This is a genomic window from Clostridium vitabionis (assembly GCF_015351765.1).
GTDB lineage: Bacteria > Bacillota > Clostridia > Lachnospirales > Lachnospiraceae > Clostridium_R > Clostridium_R vitabionis.
In genome coordinates, this window is record NZ_JADKQA010000003.1 from 111,535 (window position 1) to 126,238 (window position 14,704).

The 14,704-nt window shown below is 58.6% G+C and carries 10 protein-coding genes; all 10 read left to right on the top strand.

Features of this window, described 5'->3' with window-relative positions; genetic code table 11:
- Positions 1-65 precede the first annotated feature (65 nt).
- The 10 genes from ISF27_RS07655 to carB all read left to right on the top strand — a co-directional run bounded on the left by ISF27_RS07655 (position 66) and on the right by carB (position 14,603).
- A complete protein-coding gene (locus tag ISF27_RS07655; protein WP_194610823.1) occupies positions 66-1,565 on the top strand; it encodes a tagaturonate reductase in 1,500 nt (499 codons plus the stop codon).
- A 124-nt stretch (positions 1,566-1,689) separates the two neighbouring features.
- The gene (locus tag ISF27_RS07660) at positions 1,690-3,177 is read left to right on the top strand and encodes a UxaA family hydrolase (RefSeq protein WP_194610824.1); all 1,488 of its coding nucleotides are present in this window, start codon (positions 1,690-1,692) and stop codon (positions 3,175-3,177) included.
- A 201-nt stretch (positions 3,178-3,378) separates the two neighbouring features.
- Positions 3,379-4,383 carry a rod shape-determining protein gene (mreB, locus tag ISF27_RS07665; RefSeq protein ID WP_194610825.1) on the top strand — a complete coding sequence of 335 codons (1,005 nt, stop codon included), beginning with the start codon at positions 3,379-3,381 and terminating at the stop codon, positions 4,381-4,383.
- Between the two features lie 122 nt (positions 4,384-4,505).
- Positions 4,506-6,764, top strand: coding sequence for an SF1B family DNA helicase RecD2 (gene recD2 / locus ISF27_RS07670; protein WP_194610826.1), 2,259 nt, complete (start codon positions 4,506-4,508; stop codon positions 6,762-6,764).
- Positions 6,761-7,495 carry a ComF family protein gene (locus tag ISF27_RS07675; protein ID WP_194610827.1) on the top strand — a complete coding sequence of 245 codons (735 nt, stop codon included), beginning with the start codon at positions 6,761-6,763 and terminating at the stop codon, positions 7,493-7,495. The genes recD2 and ISF27_RS07675 overlap by 4 nt, the downstream gene beginning before the upstream one ends.
- Positions 7,496-7,608: 113 nt before the next feature.
- Entirely contained in the window at positions 7,609-8,469 is an 861-nt protein-coding gene (locus ISF27_RS07680; RefSeq protein WP_194610828.1) for a YcxB family protein, read from the top strand.
- On the top strand, positions 8,456-8,920 hold the full coding sequence (locus ISF27_RS07685; RefSeq protein ID WP_194610829.1) for an S-ribosylhomocysteine lyase: 465 nt from the start codon (positions 8,456-8,458) through the stop codon (positions 8,918-8,920). The genes ISF27_RS07680 and ISF27_RS07685 overlap by 14 nt, the downstream gene beginning before the upstream one ends.
- 29 nt (positions 8,921-8,949) lie before the next feature.
- Positions 8,950-9,954 carry a tryptophan--tRNA ligase gene (trpS, locus tag ISF27_RS07690; RefSeq protein ID WP_194610830.1) on the top strand — a complete coding sequence of 335 codons (1,005 nt, stop codon included), beginning with the start codon at positions 8,950-8,952 and terminating at the stop codon, positions 9,952-9,954.
- A gap of 252 nt (positions 9,955-10,206) precedes the next feature.
- The gene (locus tag ISF27_RS07695) at positions 10,207-11,313 is read left to right on the top strand and encodes a carbamoyl phosphate synthase small subunit (protein WP_194611073.1); all 1,107 of its coding nucleotides are present in this window, start codon (positions 10,207-10,209) and stop codon (positions 11,311-11,313) included.
- Positions 11,313-14,603 (top strand): carbamoyl-phosphate synthase large subunit, encoded by a 3,291-nt coding sequence (carB, locus tag ISF27_RS07700; protein ID WP_194610840.1) that lies wholly within the window; start codon positions 11,313-11,315, stop codon positions 14,601-14,603. The genes ISF27_RS07695 and carB overlap by 1 nt, the downstream gene beginning before the upstream one ends.
- Positions 14,604-14,704: the final 101 nt, after the last annotated feature.

Genomic DNA, 14,704 nt, shown 5'->3' on the forward strand with positions numbered 1-14,704 from the left:
GCCTGCCGAGTTTAAAACGCAGTGTTCTTTTTTTTAATTCGCTATGACGTCTGGGGAGAATAAGAATGGAACAGCTCAATTATGATGTATTAAAGAAAAGTGGTTATCAGGGATATGTTCTTGGCAAGCATGCGGCGCCGGTAAAGGTGCTGCAGTTCGGCGAGGGCAATTTCCTTCGTGCATTTGTGGATTACTGGTTCGATATGGCCAATGAGAAGGCCGGCTGGAACGGCAAGGTCGCCCTTGTGCAGCCGATTCCGCAGGGCCTGACCAAGATGATCAATGAGCAGGAAGGCTTGTACACGCTGTACCTGCGCGGCTCTGAGAACGGGGAGAAGGTCGACAGGAAGAGAGTGATCTCCTCTGTGGATGCCTGCTACAACCCCTATGATGCCGAGGACTGGAAGAAGATCGTCGAGATCGCGAAGAGTGACGATCTCGAGTACATGGCTTCCAATACGACGGAGGCCGGGATTACCTACGATCCCTCCTGCAAGCCAACCGACTGCCCGCCGGTTTCCTTCCCTGCAAAGGCGGCTGTCCTCCTCTATGAGAGATTCAAGGCACACAAGCCGGGCATTGTCTTCCTTTCCTGTGAGCTGATCGACGCTAACGGCCAGGAGCTCAAGAAGGATATTCTTAAGCACATTGAGGACTGGAAACTCGGTGAGGATTTCGCTGATTACATTAAGAATGACTGCCTGTTCTGCTCTACGCTGGTTGACCGCATTGTTCCGGGCCGCATCCGGGATGCCGAGGAGGCAAAAAAGCTCGATGAGGCCAACGGCTATGAGGATAATCTGAAGGACGTCGGCGAGGTCTTCGGCGTATGGTACATCGAGGGGCCGAAGGAGCTGGAGGATAAGCTTCCGTTCAAGAAATGCGGGCTGAATGTCCATGTGGTGCCTGAGGTTGCTCCGTATAAGAAGAGAAAGGTGAGAATCCTGAATGGCGCCCACACCGGCTTCGTTCTTGGCGCCTATCTTGCCGGCAAGGACATTGTCCGTGACTGCATGCACGACGATGTGATCCATGGCTTCATGAACAAGCTGCTGTTTGATGAGGTTATCCCGATCCTTCCGCTTGACAAGAAAGATTGCGAAAACTTTGCCGCGGCAGTGACCGACCGCTTCAATAACCCCTTTGTTGACCATCAGCTGATGAGCATTTCCCTGAATTCTACCTCCAAGTGGAAGGCAAGAGATCTCCCGTCGCTTCTGGAGTATGTGGAGAAGTTCGGTAAGCTTCCGCAGGCGCTGTGCATGGGCTTTGCCGCTTACATCGCCTTTTATTCCACCTGCCTGCAGAGACGCGAGGCGGATGCCCTTGTGGCAAAGAGACCTGCCGGCAATGAGTACAGAATCCAGGACGATGGCTGGGCTCTTGATTTCTATTGGGGACACAAGGATGCCGATGACAAGACTCTGGTTCACGATGTCCTCGCGAACAAGGAGATGTGGGATCAGGATCTGACAAAGGTAGCTGGTCTCGAGGAGACGGTATACAAGGATCTGGAACTCATCCGCAAGGATGGCGCAGAGGCGGCTTTCAAGAGCGTACTCTGATCGATCTTTAAGAGAGAATTACAGGGACAGGCATGCCGCGGGCTAAGACCCCCGACATGCCTGTCGGCAGAATAGGCACAATATTTTTCCAGGATGCGGCGCGCTTGGGCGCGCAGAGGTGAATATGGCGAACATCATTCATATCACAGACAAGGACAATGTCGTCGTTGCGGTAACGCCGATCGCCGAGGGAACACCTGTCGATGTCGACGGAAAAGGCACGACCGTCACAGCCATGCAGGATATCCCCCAGGGGCACAAGATGGCTGTTAAGGATATCGCGAAGGGCAGCCAGATCATCAAGTACGGCTATTCCATCGGGCATGCCATCGAGGATATCCAGGCTGGCCAGTGGGTGCACACCCACAACATGAAGACAAATCTCTCCGGGGAGGTGGAGTATACCTACCACCCGGATTTTGAGGAGCTCCCGAAGAGAGAGCCTGCGGTGTTCAACGGATTCCTCCGGAAGGACGGGAAAGCCGGTGTGCGCAATGAGATCTGGATCATCCCGACGGTCGGCTGCGTGAACGATATCGCGAAGAAGCTGGTGGCTGACAATCAGGATCTGGTTACGGGATCTGTCGAGGGGCTCTACGCCTTCACCCATCCCTTCGGGTGTTCCCAGACGGGCAATGACCATGCGACGACAAGAAAGCTTCTGGCCTCCCTGGTCCGCCATCCGAATGCGGGCGCTGTTCTCGTGCTTAGCCTGGGCTGTGAGAACCTGACCCATGAACAGTTCCTGAACGAGCTTGGGGATTACGATCCGGAGCGGGTGAAGTTCCTGACCTGCCAGGATGTGGAGGACGAATTCCAGGCGGGGCGCGAGCTCCTTAAGGAGTGTGCTGCCTTTGCCGGACAGTTTAAGAGACAGCCGCTCACCGCGGATAAGCTGGTCATCGGTTTAAAGTGCGGCGCATCGGACGGCCTCTCGGGCCTCACTGCCAATCCGACGGTCGGCAGATTTTCCGATCTCCTCGTCTCCCAGGGCGGTACGACGATCCTCACTGAGGTGCCCGAGATGTTCGGCGCGGAGGGGATGCTCATGCACAGATGCCGCTCGAAGGAGGTCTTCGACAAGGCGGTGAAGATGCTGAATGGTTTCAAGGACTATTTCCTCTCCCATCACGAGGTGGTTTACGACAACCCAAGCCCTGGCAACAAGCAGGGCGGCATTACCACCCTCGAGGACAAGAGCTGCGGCTGTGTGCAGAAGGGCGGCACGGCACCGATCTCCGATGTCATCTGGTATGGCGGCCAGGCGGTGACCAAGGGACTCAACATGCTCTACGGCCCCGGCAATGATCTGGTGTCCTCCACGGCCATGACGGCGGCGGGCGCAAATCTGATCCTGTTTACCACGGGCAGAGGGACGCCCTTCGGCGCACCGGCACCGACGGTGAAGATCGCGTCCAACACACAGATTGCGGAGAAGAAGAAAAACTGGATCGACTTCAACGCGGGCACGGTGGCGACAGGCGAATCCCTGGACAGCGCGGGACAGAGGCTGTTCGACTATGTGCTGGAGGTGGCGAGCGGAAAACAGACCAATACGGAGAAGAACGGCTATCGCGAGATCTCGATCTTCAAAGACGGCGTTGTTCTGTGATTTCTCCTTTCGGACCTTTTGACTGATGACGAACCGGGAGTTTCCCGGCTGCAGGGCTGCCCTCTGGCGGGCAGTCCTTTTTGCATTTTCCCGAATCCCCCCTTTAAAAAGCGCCGGGGACTTTGTATAATGTAAAGTGTTTTATTGCGTTCAATGTGCTGATATGCCGCGGCGGAAGCGGTATAGGGGGAGGAATTATCTATGATGATGTCCAATGACATTGGGATCGATCTGGGCACCGCCAGCATCCTTGTCTATATCAAGGGCAAGGGCGTTGTGCTGAAGGAGCCTTCGGTTGTCGCCATTGATCGGGATACCAATAAGATTATGGCCATCGGCGAGGAGGCCAGGCTCATGATTGGCAGGACGCCGGGCAATATTGTCGCTGTCCGTCCGCTCCGCCAGGGTGTCATCTCGGACTATACCGTCACAGAGAAGATGATGAAATACTTCATCAACAAGGCTGTCGGGAAGCGCACGCTCCGGAAGCCGCGCATCTGCGTCTGCATCCCCAGCGGGGCAACCGAGGTGGAGAGAAAGGCCGTCGAGGACGCCACCTTCCAGGCGGGAGCGAGGGATGTCTCTGTCATCGAGGAACCTGTGGCGGCGGCGATCGGCGCGGGCATCGACATCGCGAAGGCATGCGGCAATATGATTGTTGATATCGGCGGCGGCACTTCCGACATCGCGGTCATTTCCCTGGGCGGCACCGTGGTCAGCACATCGATTAAGGTTGCCGGCGATAACTTTGACGAGGCGCTCGTCCGCTACATGCGGAAGAAACACAACCTCCTGATCGGCGAGAGAACCGCCGAGGAGATCAAGATCAATATCGGCGCGGCATCGAAGCGGCCGGAGGTGATCACGATGGAGGTCCGGGGCAGAAATCTGGTGACCGGCCTGCCGAAGACCATCATGGTATCCTCCGACGAGACGCTGGAGGCGCTTCGCGAGCCCGCGATGCAGATCGTGGATGCCGTCCACAATGTCCTTGAGAGGACGCCTCCGGAACTCGCGGCGGATATTTATGAGCGCGGCATCGTGATGACCGGCGGCGGTTCGCTCCTCAGCGGTCTCGATGCGTTGATCCAGGAGAAGACGGGGATCGAGACGGTGATCGCGGACGACCCGCTGACCGCTGTGGCGATTGGAACCGGAAAATATATTGAATTTCTGCACGGGGACGGCCGGCACCAGGAGTTCTAATCCGCCGGCCGCCGGCGCGGCATGACCGGCCGGAGTGAAGCCGGCTGCACGGGAAGCCAGCCGGGCAGCGGGCGGACGCCGGCGCGTGAGAAGGAATTTCTGCCGGATAAGGAAAAAGGTTAATGGCAGTTGTTAAGGGCTATATCGAAAAGATTAAATATCGCAATGAGGAGAACGGTTATACCGTTCTCTCGGTGTCGGGCGCCGAGGACGGCGAGGAATATATCCTGGTGGGGACATTTTCCTGGCTGTCCGAGGGGGAAATGATCGAGGCCGAGGGGCGGGAGACCGTTCATCCTGTCTACGGGGAACAGCTCGCCGTGGAGAAGTATACCCTGAGCGAGCCGGATGACCTGGTCTCCATGGAGCGCTACCTCGGCTCGGGAGCCATCAAGGGCGTCGGCGCGGCGCTCGCCAGGCGGATCATCAAAAAGTTCAAGCAGGATACTTTCCGCGTGATGGAGGAGGAGCCGGAGAAGCTCGCCCAGGTGAAGGGCATCAGCGAGCGGATGGCGATGCAGATTGCCGACCAGGTCGAGGAGAAGCGTGACATGCGCCAGGCAATGATGTTCCTTCAGGGCTATGGGATCTCGATCAGCCTTGCGGTGAAGATTTACAAGGAATACGGGCCGGCGCTCTACTCGATCCTCAAGAAGAACCCCTACCAGCTCGCGGATGACATCAGCGGGATCGGGTTCCGGATGGCGGATGAGATTGCCGCCCGCTCGGGAATCGCCGTGGACTCGGATTTCCGTATCCGCAGCGGAATCTTGTATACGCTTTTCCAGGCGTCTGCGGGGGGCAATACCTGCCTGCCCGGGCTTCTGCTCATCCCCCGGGCAGCCGCCCTGCTCGGCGTGACGGAGGAGGACGTGCAGCGCAACCTGATGAACCTGCAGATTGACGGGAAGATCCAGGTCAGGAAGCGCCCGGACGGGAATAACCTGGTTTATGCTGCGGCATTTTACCATATGGAAGATGCGGTCGCCCACCGTCTTCTCGACCTGAATATCTCCGGCTCCGAGCCGGAGGAGGAAATCCGGAAGAATCTCGATTCCCTCGGTGATGGCGGCATCCGTCTGGATGAGCTGCAGATCCAGGCAGTTGTCCAGGCGGTAAACCGGGGTGTCCTGATCATCACCGGCGGGCCGGGTACCGGCAAGACCACCACGATCAACACGATCATCCGCTACTTTGAGCGCGGGGATCTCAAGATCCTGCTCGCGGCTCCGACCGGACGCGCGGCGAAGCGCATGACGGAGGCCACACACCGGGAGGCGAAGACGATCCACCGCCTTCTGGAGATCAGCGGCATGCCCCGGGAGGACGAGGAGGCGAAGTCAGCCTTCAGCGGCAACGGCGGCGCGGTGTTCGGGAGGAATGAGGACAATCCCCTCGAGGCGGATGTGGTGATTATCGATGAAATGTCCATGGTGGACATTTCCCTGATGAATGCTCTGCTGAAGGCGGTCAGTATCGGCACGCGGCTGATTCTCGTCGGCGATGTGGACCAGCTCCCCAGTGTCGGTCCGGGAAATGTGCTCCGCGACCTGATCCGTTCGGGCTGCTTTCCGGTAGTCCGGCTGACCCGCATTTTCCGGCAGGCGGCGATGAGCGATATCATCGTGAATGCCCACAGGATCAATTCCGGGGAACATCCGGATCTCGCGAAGCCGAGCCGGGATTTCCTTTTTATCCGCCGGGAGGATGCCAACGCGGTGATTAGCTGCATGATTACGCTGGTTTCGAGGAAGCTTCCGGGCTATGTTCACGCGGATCCCTACGATATCCAGATTATGACGCCGATGCGGCGGGGGCCGCTCGGTGTCGAGCGGCTGAACGGAATCCTGCAGCAGTATCTCAACCCGCCGTCTCCGAAACGGCGGGAGAAGGAGCTTTCCGGGCAGATATGGCGCGAGGGCGACAAGGTCATGCAGATCAGGAATAATTACCAGATGCAGTGGACAAAGCAGGGGGCGAAGGGCATCCCCGCGGGGGAAGGCACCGGCGTCTACAACGGGGATATCGGCGTGATCCGGGAGATCAATGATTTCGCGGAGAATGTGACTGTCGAATTTGACGAGGGGCGCCGGGCGGTGTACCCCTTCGACGAGATGGATAACCTCGAGCTTGCCTATGCCATCACGATCCATAAGTCACAGGGGACCGAGTATCCCGCCGTGGTTCTCCCCCTGCTCAGCGGGCCGCGTGTGCTGATGACCCGGAACCTGCTCTACACGGCGGTGACCCGGGCGAAGGCCTGCGTCTGCATAGTCGGCATCGCGGATACGGTTCACCGGATGATTGATAATGAAATGGAGGAGAAGCGGTACTCCGGGCTCGGGGATCTGCTTCGGGAGATTTCCGGAGGCGGGATTTGACGGGGCGCCCTGCACATCCCGCCGGTGAGCGCGCCGTCTCTATCCTGTATCCGCGGCGCTGCCCGGTCTGCGGGGGGATCACGGAGCCGCCCGGGGCGCTGATCTGCGCCAAATGCCGCCCGCTTCTTCGCGAGGTCAGGGAGCCGACCTGCCGGAAGTGCGGCAAGGAGATCGAGGATGAACGGGAGGAATATTGCGCAGACTGCCGCCGTCACAGGAAGAGCTTTGCCGGCGGGGTGTCTCTCTTCAATTATAATGCCGCGGCGTCAGAATCCATGTCAGAGGTCAAGTATAAGAACCGGCGGGAATACCTGGATTTTTATGCTGACGAGGCGGTGCGGCGCCTGGGCGGCCGCCTCCTCGCCATGCATGCAGATGCCCTGGTTCCGGTGCCGGTTCATCCGTCCCGGAGGAGGAAGAGGGGATTTAACCAGGCGGAGATTCTCGCCTGCCGGATCGGGGAGAGGCTTGAGATTCCGGTAGTCAGCGGATTTCTCCAGAGAACCAGGAAGACCGCCCCGCAGAAGGAGCTCGGCCCCGAAGCGCGGCTGAAAAATCTGGAACAGGCATTTACCACTGCGGAGTCTGCGCCGGCTGCCTTCCGGACGGTGATCCTTGTCGATGATATTTACACGACAGGGAGCACGGTCGAGGCCTGCACACGTGTGCTGATGCGGGCGGGCGTGAAAAAAGTCTTCTTTTTTACGGTCTTCATTGGACATGGCATGTGATCTGTGCTATTTTTGTGGGAGACATCGGGGCTGTTCAGAACCCCGCATTTTTGAGATTTTCCATGATTTCTTTCTGCCGGTGCGCCCGGCAGGGGAAATGACCGGAGGGACTTATGAGGGAATACCATTTTGAACTGGTGCCGGATGATTACCACAGCTGGATCCGTTTCCAGATGCGCCGCGGCGGCCAGCAGAAGAAAAAGATGTTCGCCTTTCTTCTCTATGGCGTGCTCGTGGTCATCATGATCTGGCAGCAGCTGAATCCAAAGGGTGGCGCCGCGAGGGATCCTAAGCAGGCGCTGTTCTCCCTCGGGCTGGCGGTGGCTGTCGGCCTGGTGCTGTTCTTCGGGATGTCGGAGAAACATCAGGAGAAGCTCATTTTCCGGAAGAGCGGCGTAGACCGGGCGGCGAGGGAAGGAACGCTTCCGCGGATCACGCTCCAGGTGGATGACGAGTGCCTTAGGGCATCCCAGGAAGGACAGCCGCATGTCCAGCTGATCAGCTACCGGGATATTCTCAGCGTTGAGGATTTCGAGCGGATTCTTCTTTTGTGTTCGGGGAAAGAATACCAGGTGATTCCGAAGTCCGCTTTTCCGGATGAGGATGCCCAGAAGGAGTTCCGGGAGTTTATCGAGGCGAAGATTGCCGATGCGAGGGAGAATCCGGACAAATATAAGACACTCGCCGAGCTGAAAGCCGGGGAGAAGGAAGCCCGGGCGGCGGAGAAGGCCGCGGCGAATGATGCCGTGCAGGATGAGGCTGCGCCGGGGAATGGCGCCTCCACTTCCGGGGCGGATGAGGACGGCGAGATCGGCGCCGATGAGGCGTCGATCACCCGGGTAAATACCAGCGGCATGGGAAAGCTGGGGAAGATCGCCCACATGGTGGCGGCGGACGCCGGGGAGGAACATCAGGAGGCTGCACCGTCAGACGGCGCGCCGCAGGACGGGGAGGAACATCATGGAGAAGATTAAGAGCTTCTGCATCAACCACGACAAGCTGCAGAAGGGCTTCTACGTTTCACGGATCGACGGGGACGTAATCACCTATGACATCCGCATGGTGGTGCCGAACCGCGGGCCGTATCTTGACAATGCCGGCCTGCACACCTTTGAGCATCTCTTCGCGACCTATGTCCGGAGCAGCAGCTATTCCGACAGGATTGTCTATGTCGGGCCGATGGGCTGCCGGACCGGGTTCTACTACCTGACCCGGGATACCATGACAAAGCAGGAGGCGCTTGACCTCTTCCGGGAGACCCTGGACTTTATGATCGGCTATCATGGGCCGGTTCCCGGCGCCGAGGCGCCGAGGGAGTGTGGAAACTGGCTGAACCATGACCTGGAGGAGTGCCGGGAGTACGCGAAGGATATGAAGGAAGTGCTGAAAGACTGGACACCGGAGATGATGGTTTACCCCGAGTGACCGGCAGCAGGATATAGGAGGAAAATGACATGATTGATGGCAAGAAAGTAATTTTCAGCGGGATGCAGCCGTCCGGCGACCTGACCCTGGGCAATTATCTCGGGGCGCTCAAAAACTGGGTGCAGCTGAGTGATGAATATATGACCTTCTTCTGTGTGGTTGACGAGCACGCGATCACTGTCCGCCAGGATCCGGCGACCCTCCGCAAGCGGGTGCGGGAGCTGATGGCGCTCTATATCGCCGCAGGCCTCGATCCGGAGAAAAACTGCATCTATGTGCAGTCCCATGTCTCCTGCCACGCCGAGCTTGCCTGGATTCTCAACTGCTTCACCTATGTCGGTGAGCTCCAGAGAATGACCCAGTTCAAGGATAAGTCCGCGAAGCATGCCGACAATATCAATGCCGGGCTTCTGACCTACCCGGTCCTTATGGCGGCGGACATCCTTCTCTACCAGACAGATGTGGTTCCGGTCGGCATCGACCAGAAGCAGCATCTCGAGATCACCCGCAACATCGCGGAGCGGTTCAACAACATCTATGGCGATGTGTTCACGATACCGGATATTTACCTGGGCAAGGCCGGCACCCGTATCATGAGCCTGCAGGATCCGCTGCACAAGATGAGCAAATCTGACGAGAATGATAACGCCACGATTCACCTGCTGGATGGACGGGATGCCGTGATCCGCAAGTTCAAGCGTGCCATCACGGACAGCGAGGCGCAGATCCGCTATCGCGAGGAGCAGCCGGGCATCCGTAACCTGATCGATATCTACTGCGCATGCACCGGGAAGACCCCGCAGGAGACCGAGAAGGAATTTGACGGCAAGGGCTACGGGGAGTTCAAGATTGCCGTCGGCGAGGCGGTGGCTGACCTGCTGGATCCGCTGCAGAAGCGCTACAAGGAAATCCTGGCGGACAAGAGCTATCTTGAAGGCATCATGAAGACGAACGGCGAGAGGGCTGAGTATTACGCTAGGAAGACCCTGCGGAAAGTGCAGAAGAAGGTTGGCTTCGTCGAGAAAATCCGCTGAGGTTCCCTCGGGGGCTCCGGGAAAATCGGCCAAGATTTCCATTGACGGAAAATACCGGCTATGCTATAATTCACAAGATTTGAAAAGAGGAAGGCTCCGGCCTTCCGCAGCAGATTGACCTGATTGATTTTACTTGCAGATCGGAAAGGAGCGTTCGTGTGTGTCAAAACCATGAACGCTTTATTTTTGGATATCGGCCGCGGCCCGGCAGTTCGCTCGGCCGGGATCACCGTGACGGAAAGGATGGGGAAAATGGCACAGAAGGCATACCTTCTGCTGGAGAATGGAAGATACTTCGAGGGCGTGAATTTCGGGGCTCCGGTTACCGACCATACCGGGGAGCTGGTATTTACCACCGGCGTCGAGGGATATATTGAGACCCTGACCGATCCCAGCTACAGCGGGCAGATTGTTGTCCAGACATTTCCGCTGATCGGCAATTACGGGATCATTCCCGAGGATTTTGAAAGCTCTCGCGTGTGGATGACGGCGTATGTCGTCAAGGAATGGTGTCAGGAGCCCTCGAACTATCGGTGCGCAGGGGATCTTGACACTTTTTTGAAAGCGCAGAATATTCCCGGGATCAGCGGGGTGGACACCCGGACGCTGACGAAGATCATCCGCGAGGCCGGCTCCATGAATGCCATGATCACATCCCGGAAACCGCCCTACACCCCCGCGGAGGTGGAAGCGCTTAGGGAATACCGGGTGACGGGCGCTGTTGAGCGCGTCAGCCCGAAGAAGATGGAGACCTTCCCCGCGGAGGGGGAGAGGAAGTACCGCGTCGCACTCTGGGATTTCGGGGCGAAGACGAACATCCGCCGCGAGCTTCAGAAGAGGGGCTGCGAGGTGATTGACATGCCGGCAGGGACGAAGGCCGAGGAGATCGCCGCGCTCCAGGCGGACGGCCTCATGCTGACCAACGGTCCCGGCGATCCGAGCGACAACGCGGACATTATCCGGGAAATCCGCAAGACGGTGGACACTGGAATCCCGACCTTCGGCATCTGTCTCGGCCACCAGCTGATGGCGCTCGCGATGGGCGGAAAGACCGGAAAGATGAAGTTCGGCCACCGCGGCGGCAACCAGCCAGTGAAGGATCTGAAGACCGGGAGAGTCTATATCTCCAGCCAGAACCACGGCTATGAGGTTTTGGGGGACACGCTGCCGGATACCGCACGGGTTTCCTTTATCAATGTCAACGACGGCACCTGCGAGGGCGTCGATTATCTGGACAGGCCGGCATTTACCGTGCAGTTCCACCCCGAGGCATGCAGCGGACCCCATGATACCCGGTTTATGTTCGGGCGTTTCGCGGACATGATGGACAAACACAAGAGCGGAAAGGAGGACGCGTAATGCCGCTGAACAGGAATCTCAAGAAAGTAATGGTGATTGGCTCCGGACCGATTGTCATCGGCCAGGCGGCGGAGTTCGATTACGCGGGCACGCAGGCCTGCCGCGCGCTGAAGGAGGAGGGCCTGGACGTTGTCCTGGTGAATTCCAACCCGGCGACCATCATGACCGACAGCGCTATCGCGGATCAGGTGTATATTGAGCCCCTGACGCTGGAGACGGCGAAGCGGATCATCCTCAAAGAGAAGCCGGACAGCATCCTGTCCACCCTGGGCGGCCAGACGGGCTTAAACCTCTCGATGGAGCTCGCCAAGAGCGGATTCCTCAGGGAAAACCATGTAACGCTGCTCGGCGCCTCCCCGGAGACGATCGATAAGGCGGAGGACCGCCAGTGCTTCAAGGATACGATGGAGGCCATCGGCGAGCCGGTGGTTCCCTCCGAGGTCGTAACCACGATCGAGGGTGCTGTGAATTTCGCCGCGCGGATCGGATACCCGGTTATCGTCCGCCCTGCCTTCACGCTGGGCGGCACCGGCGGCGGCATTGCCCAGAATGAGGAGGAGCTGCGCCGGATCTCGGAGGCGGGCCTCCGCCTGTCCCCGATTACGCAGATCCTGGTGGAACGCTGCATTTCCGGATGGAAGGAAATCGAGTTTGAGGTGATGCGCGACGGTGTGGGAAATGTTATCACCGTCTGCTCGATGGAGAACCTGGATCCGGTCGGCATCCACACCGGTGATTCCATCGTCATTGCCCCGGCGGTCACGCTGTCGGATAAGGAATACCAGATGCTGCGGACCGCGGCACTCAATATTATTGAGTCGATGGGCATCGAGGGCGGCTGCAACTGCCAGTTCGCCCTGAACGCGGAGAGCAGCGAGTACGCGGTCATCGAGGTCAACCCGAGAGTGTCCCGCTCCTCCGCCCTGGCTTCCAAGGCGACCGGCTACCCGATCGCCCGCGTGGCGACGAAGATCGCCATCGGCTACCGGCTGGACGAGATCCCGAACGAGGTAACCGGGGAGACGAAGGCATGCTTCGAGCCTGCCCTGGACTATGTGGTCGTCAAGTTCCCGAAGTGGCCGTTCGACAAGTTCGTCTACGGGCGCCGGAAGCTCGGCACCCAGATGAAGGCGACCGGCGAGGTGATGGCCATCGGCCGGAACTTCGAGCAGGCGCTTCTCAAGGCCGTGCGGGGCGCGGAGATTTCCCAACACGACATGAACATGAAGTCCGTTCAGAAGATGAACGATGAGGAGCTGAAAAATAAGATCCTTCAGCAGGACGACGAGCGGATCTTCGCGGTCTATGAGGCGCTGAAGCGCGGCACGACGGTGGAGGAGATCCATCGGCTGACCATGATCGACGAGTGGTTCCTGAATAAGCTGCTCCACCTGATCGACATCGAGAACCGCCTCCGCCGCGGGCCGTTCACGGATGAGCTCTACCGCGAGGCGAAGACGTACGGGTTCCCGGACGATGTCATCCGGGAAATTTCCGGAAAGAGCGATTTCCGCCATATCCCCGCCTGCTATCGCATGGTCGATACCTGCGCCGCCGAGTTTGCGGCGAGCACGCCGTACTTCTACAGCACCTTCGGCGAGGAAGACGAGGCGGCGGAATTCATCCGGAAGAAGACGACCGGGAAGCCGGTGGTCATGGTCTTCGGCTCCGGGCCGATCCGCATCGGGCAGGGCATCGAGTTCGATTTTGCCTCGGTGCACTGCGTCTGGTCGCTCAAGAAGGCCGGCTATGAAGTCGTCATTGTCAACAACAACCCGGAGACGGTGTCCACGGACTTCAACGTGGCGGACCGCCTGTATTTTGAACCGCTGACGCCCGAGGACGTGATGGATATCATCCGGATCGAGAAGCCCGTCGGTGCGGTGGTTGCCTTCGGCGGCGGAACCGCCATCAAGCTGACGAAGACGCTGGTGAAATATAACATTCCGGTTCTCGGCACTTCGGCGGATTCGATCGACCTCGCGGAGGACCGCGGCCGCTTCGCGGACCTGTTAAACCGGCTGCACATGAAGCAGGCGCCAGGCGCGACGGTCTTCACCGAGGACGAGGCGATCCAGGCGGCGAACCGGATCGGCTATCCGGTCCTGATGCGCCCGAGCTATGTCCTCGGCGGCCAGAACATGATCATCGCCTACAGCGATTCGGATATCCATGAATACATGAAGATTATCCTTTCCCACAAGATCGAGAACGCGGTACTGATCGACAAGTACCTGATGGGCAAGGAGCTCGAGGTGGACTGCATCAGCGACGGCGAGACGGTCCTGATCCCGGGTATCATGGAGCATGTGGAGCGCGCCGGCGTACACTCCGGCGACTCGATCGCCGTATACCCGAGCTTCCTCCTGACCGAGAGCCAGATCGAGCGGGTGATCGATTATTCCATCCGCCTGGCTTACGCCATGAACACCAAGGGCCTGATCAATATCCAGTATGTGCTTCACAACGACACGGTTTACATCATCGAGGTGAACCCTCGGTCTTCGCGCACCGTGCCCTACATCAGCAAGGTGACCGGCGTCCCGATGGTTGATCTGGCGACCCGCGTCATGATGGGGGAGAAGCTTGCGGATATGGGCTACACAACCGGCCTTTATCCGTACTCCGACTATTACGCGGTCAAGGTTCCGGTCTTCTCCTTCGCGAAGCTGCCGGACGTGGATACGGCGCTCGGCCCGGAAATGAAGTCCACCGGCGAGGTGCTCGGCATTGCCAAGAGCCTCGAGGAGGCTTTCTACAAGGGGCTTGTCGCTGCCGGCTTCAAGATGAAGCACGAGGGCGGCGTCCTGGTTTCTGTCCGGGATGAGGAGAAGAAGGATCTGAAGAACCTGGTGATGGCTTATCTCGCCCTCGGGTTCCGAATCTACGCGACCCGGGGAACAGCATCCTATCTGAACAGCGTCGGCATTTCCTCCAAGGTGGTGGAGAAGATCAGCGAGGCCAAGGAGGGCGAGGAGAGCACGCTGTCCGTCATGGAGGACGGCAAGATCAGCTATGTGATCTCGACCTCCGCCGACGGGCGCCTTCCGCAGCTGGACAGCGTCCGGATGCGCCGGAAGGCGGTCGAGCTGGGCATCCCCTGCCTGACCTCCCTCGACACGGCCGCGGTTCTCGCGCTGGCGCTCGAGGGCAACTATAATGAGGACAATACCGAGCTTGTGGATATCGCGCATATCCGCCACGGGATCGCGGACGCGGAGAGTATGAAGGAGATGGAGGAGCCGAAGATCACCATTCCGGGTTATGTCCTCCAGGAGAGAGATACGTAAAAAGTGCGGGGTTGAACACCTGCAAAAATTTAAAGAAAAAAACTCGTCTTCGGACGAGTTTTTTTCTTTAATATGACGAAAGCCGGAGACCCACGCCCCGG

Bases quoted from the DNA above. Each gene is read 5' to 3' on its own strand.
- ISF27_RS07655 (WP_194610823.1), top strand. From the start codon at position 66: ATGGAACAGCTCAATTATGATGTATTAAAGAAAAGTGGTTATCAGGGA.
- carB (WP_194610840.1), top strand. From the start codon at position 11,313: ATGCCGCTGAACAGGAATCTCAAGAAAGTAATGGTGATTGGCTCCGGA.
- recD2 (WP_194610826.1), top strand. From the start codon at position 4,506: ATGGCAGTTGTTAAGGGCTATATCGAAAAGATTAAATATCGCAATGAG.
- mreB (WP_194610825.1), top strand. From the start codon at position 3,379: ATGATGATGTCCAATGACATTGGGATCGATCTGGGCACCGCCAGCATC.
- ISF27_RS07680 (WP_194610828.1), top strand. From the start codon at position 7,609: ATGAGGGAATACCATTTTGAACTGGTGCCGGATGATTACCACAGCTGG.
- ISF27_RS07685 (WP_194610829.1), top strand. From the start codon at position 8,456: ATGGAGAAGATTAAGAGCTTCTGCATCAACCACGACAAGCTGCAGAAG.
- trpS (WP_194610830.1), top strand. From the start codon at position 8,950: ATGATTGATGGCAAGAAAGTAATTTTCAGCGGGATGCAGCCGTCCGGC.
- ISF27_RS07660 (WP_194610824.1), top strand. From the start codon at position 1,690: ATGGCGAACATCATTCATATCACAGACAAGGACAATGTCGTCGTTGCG.
- ISF27_RS07695 (WP_194611073.1), top strand. From the start codon at position 10,207: ATGGCACAGAAGGCATACCTTCTGCTGGAGAATGGAAGATACTTCGAG.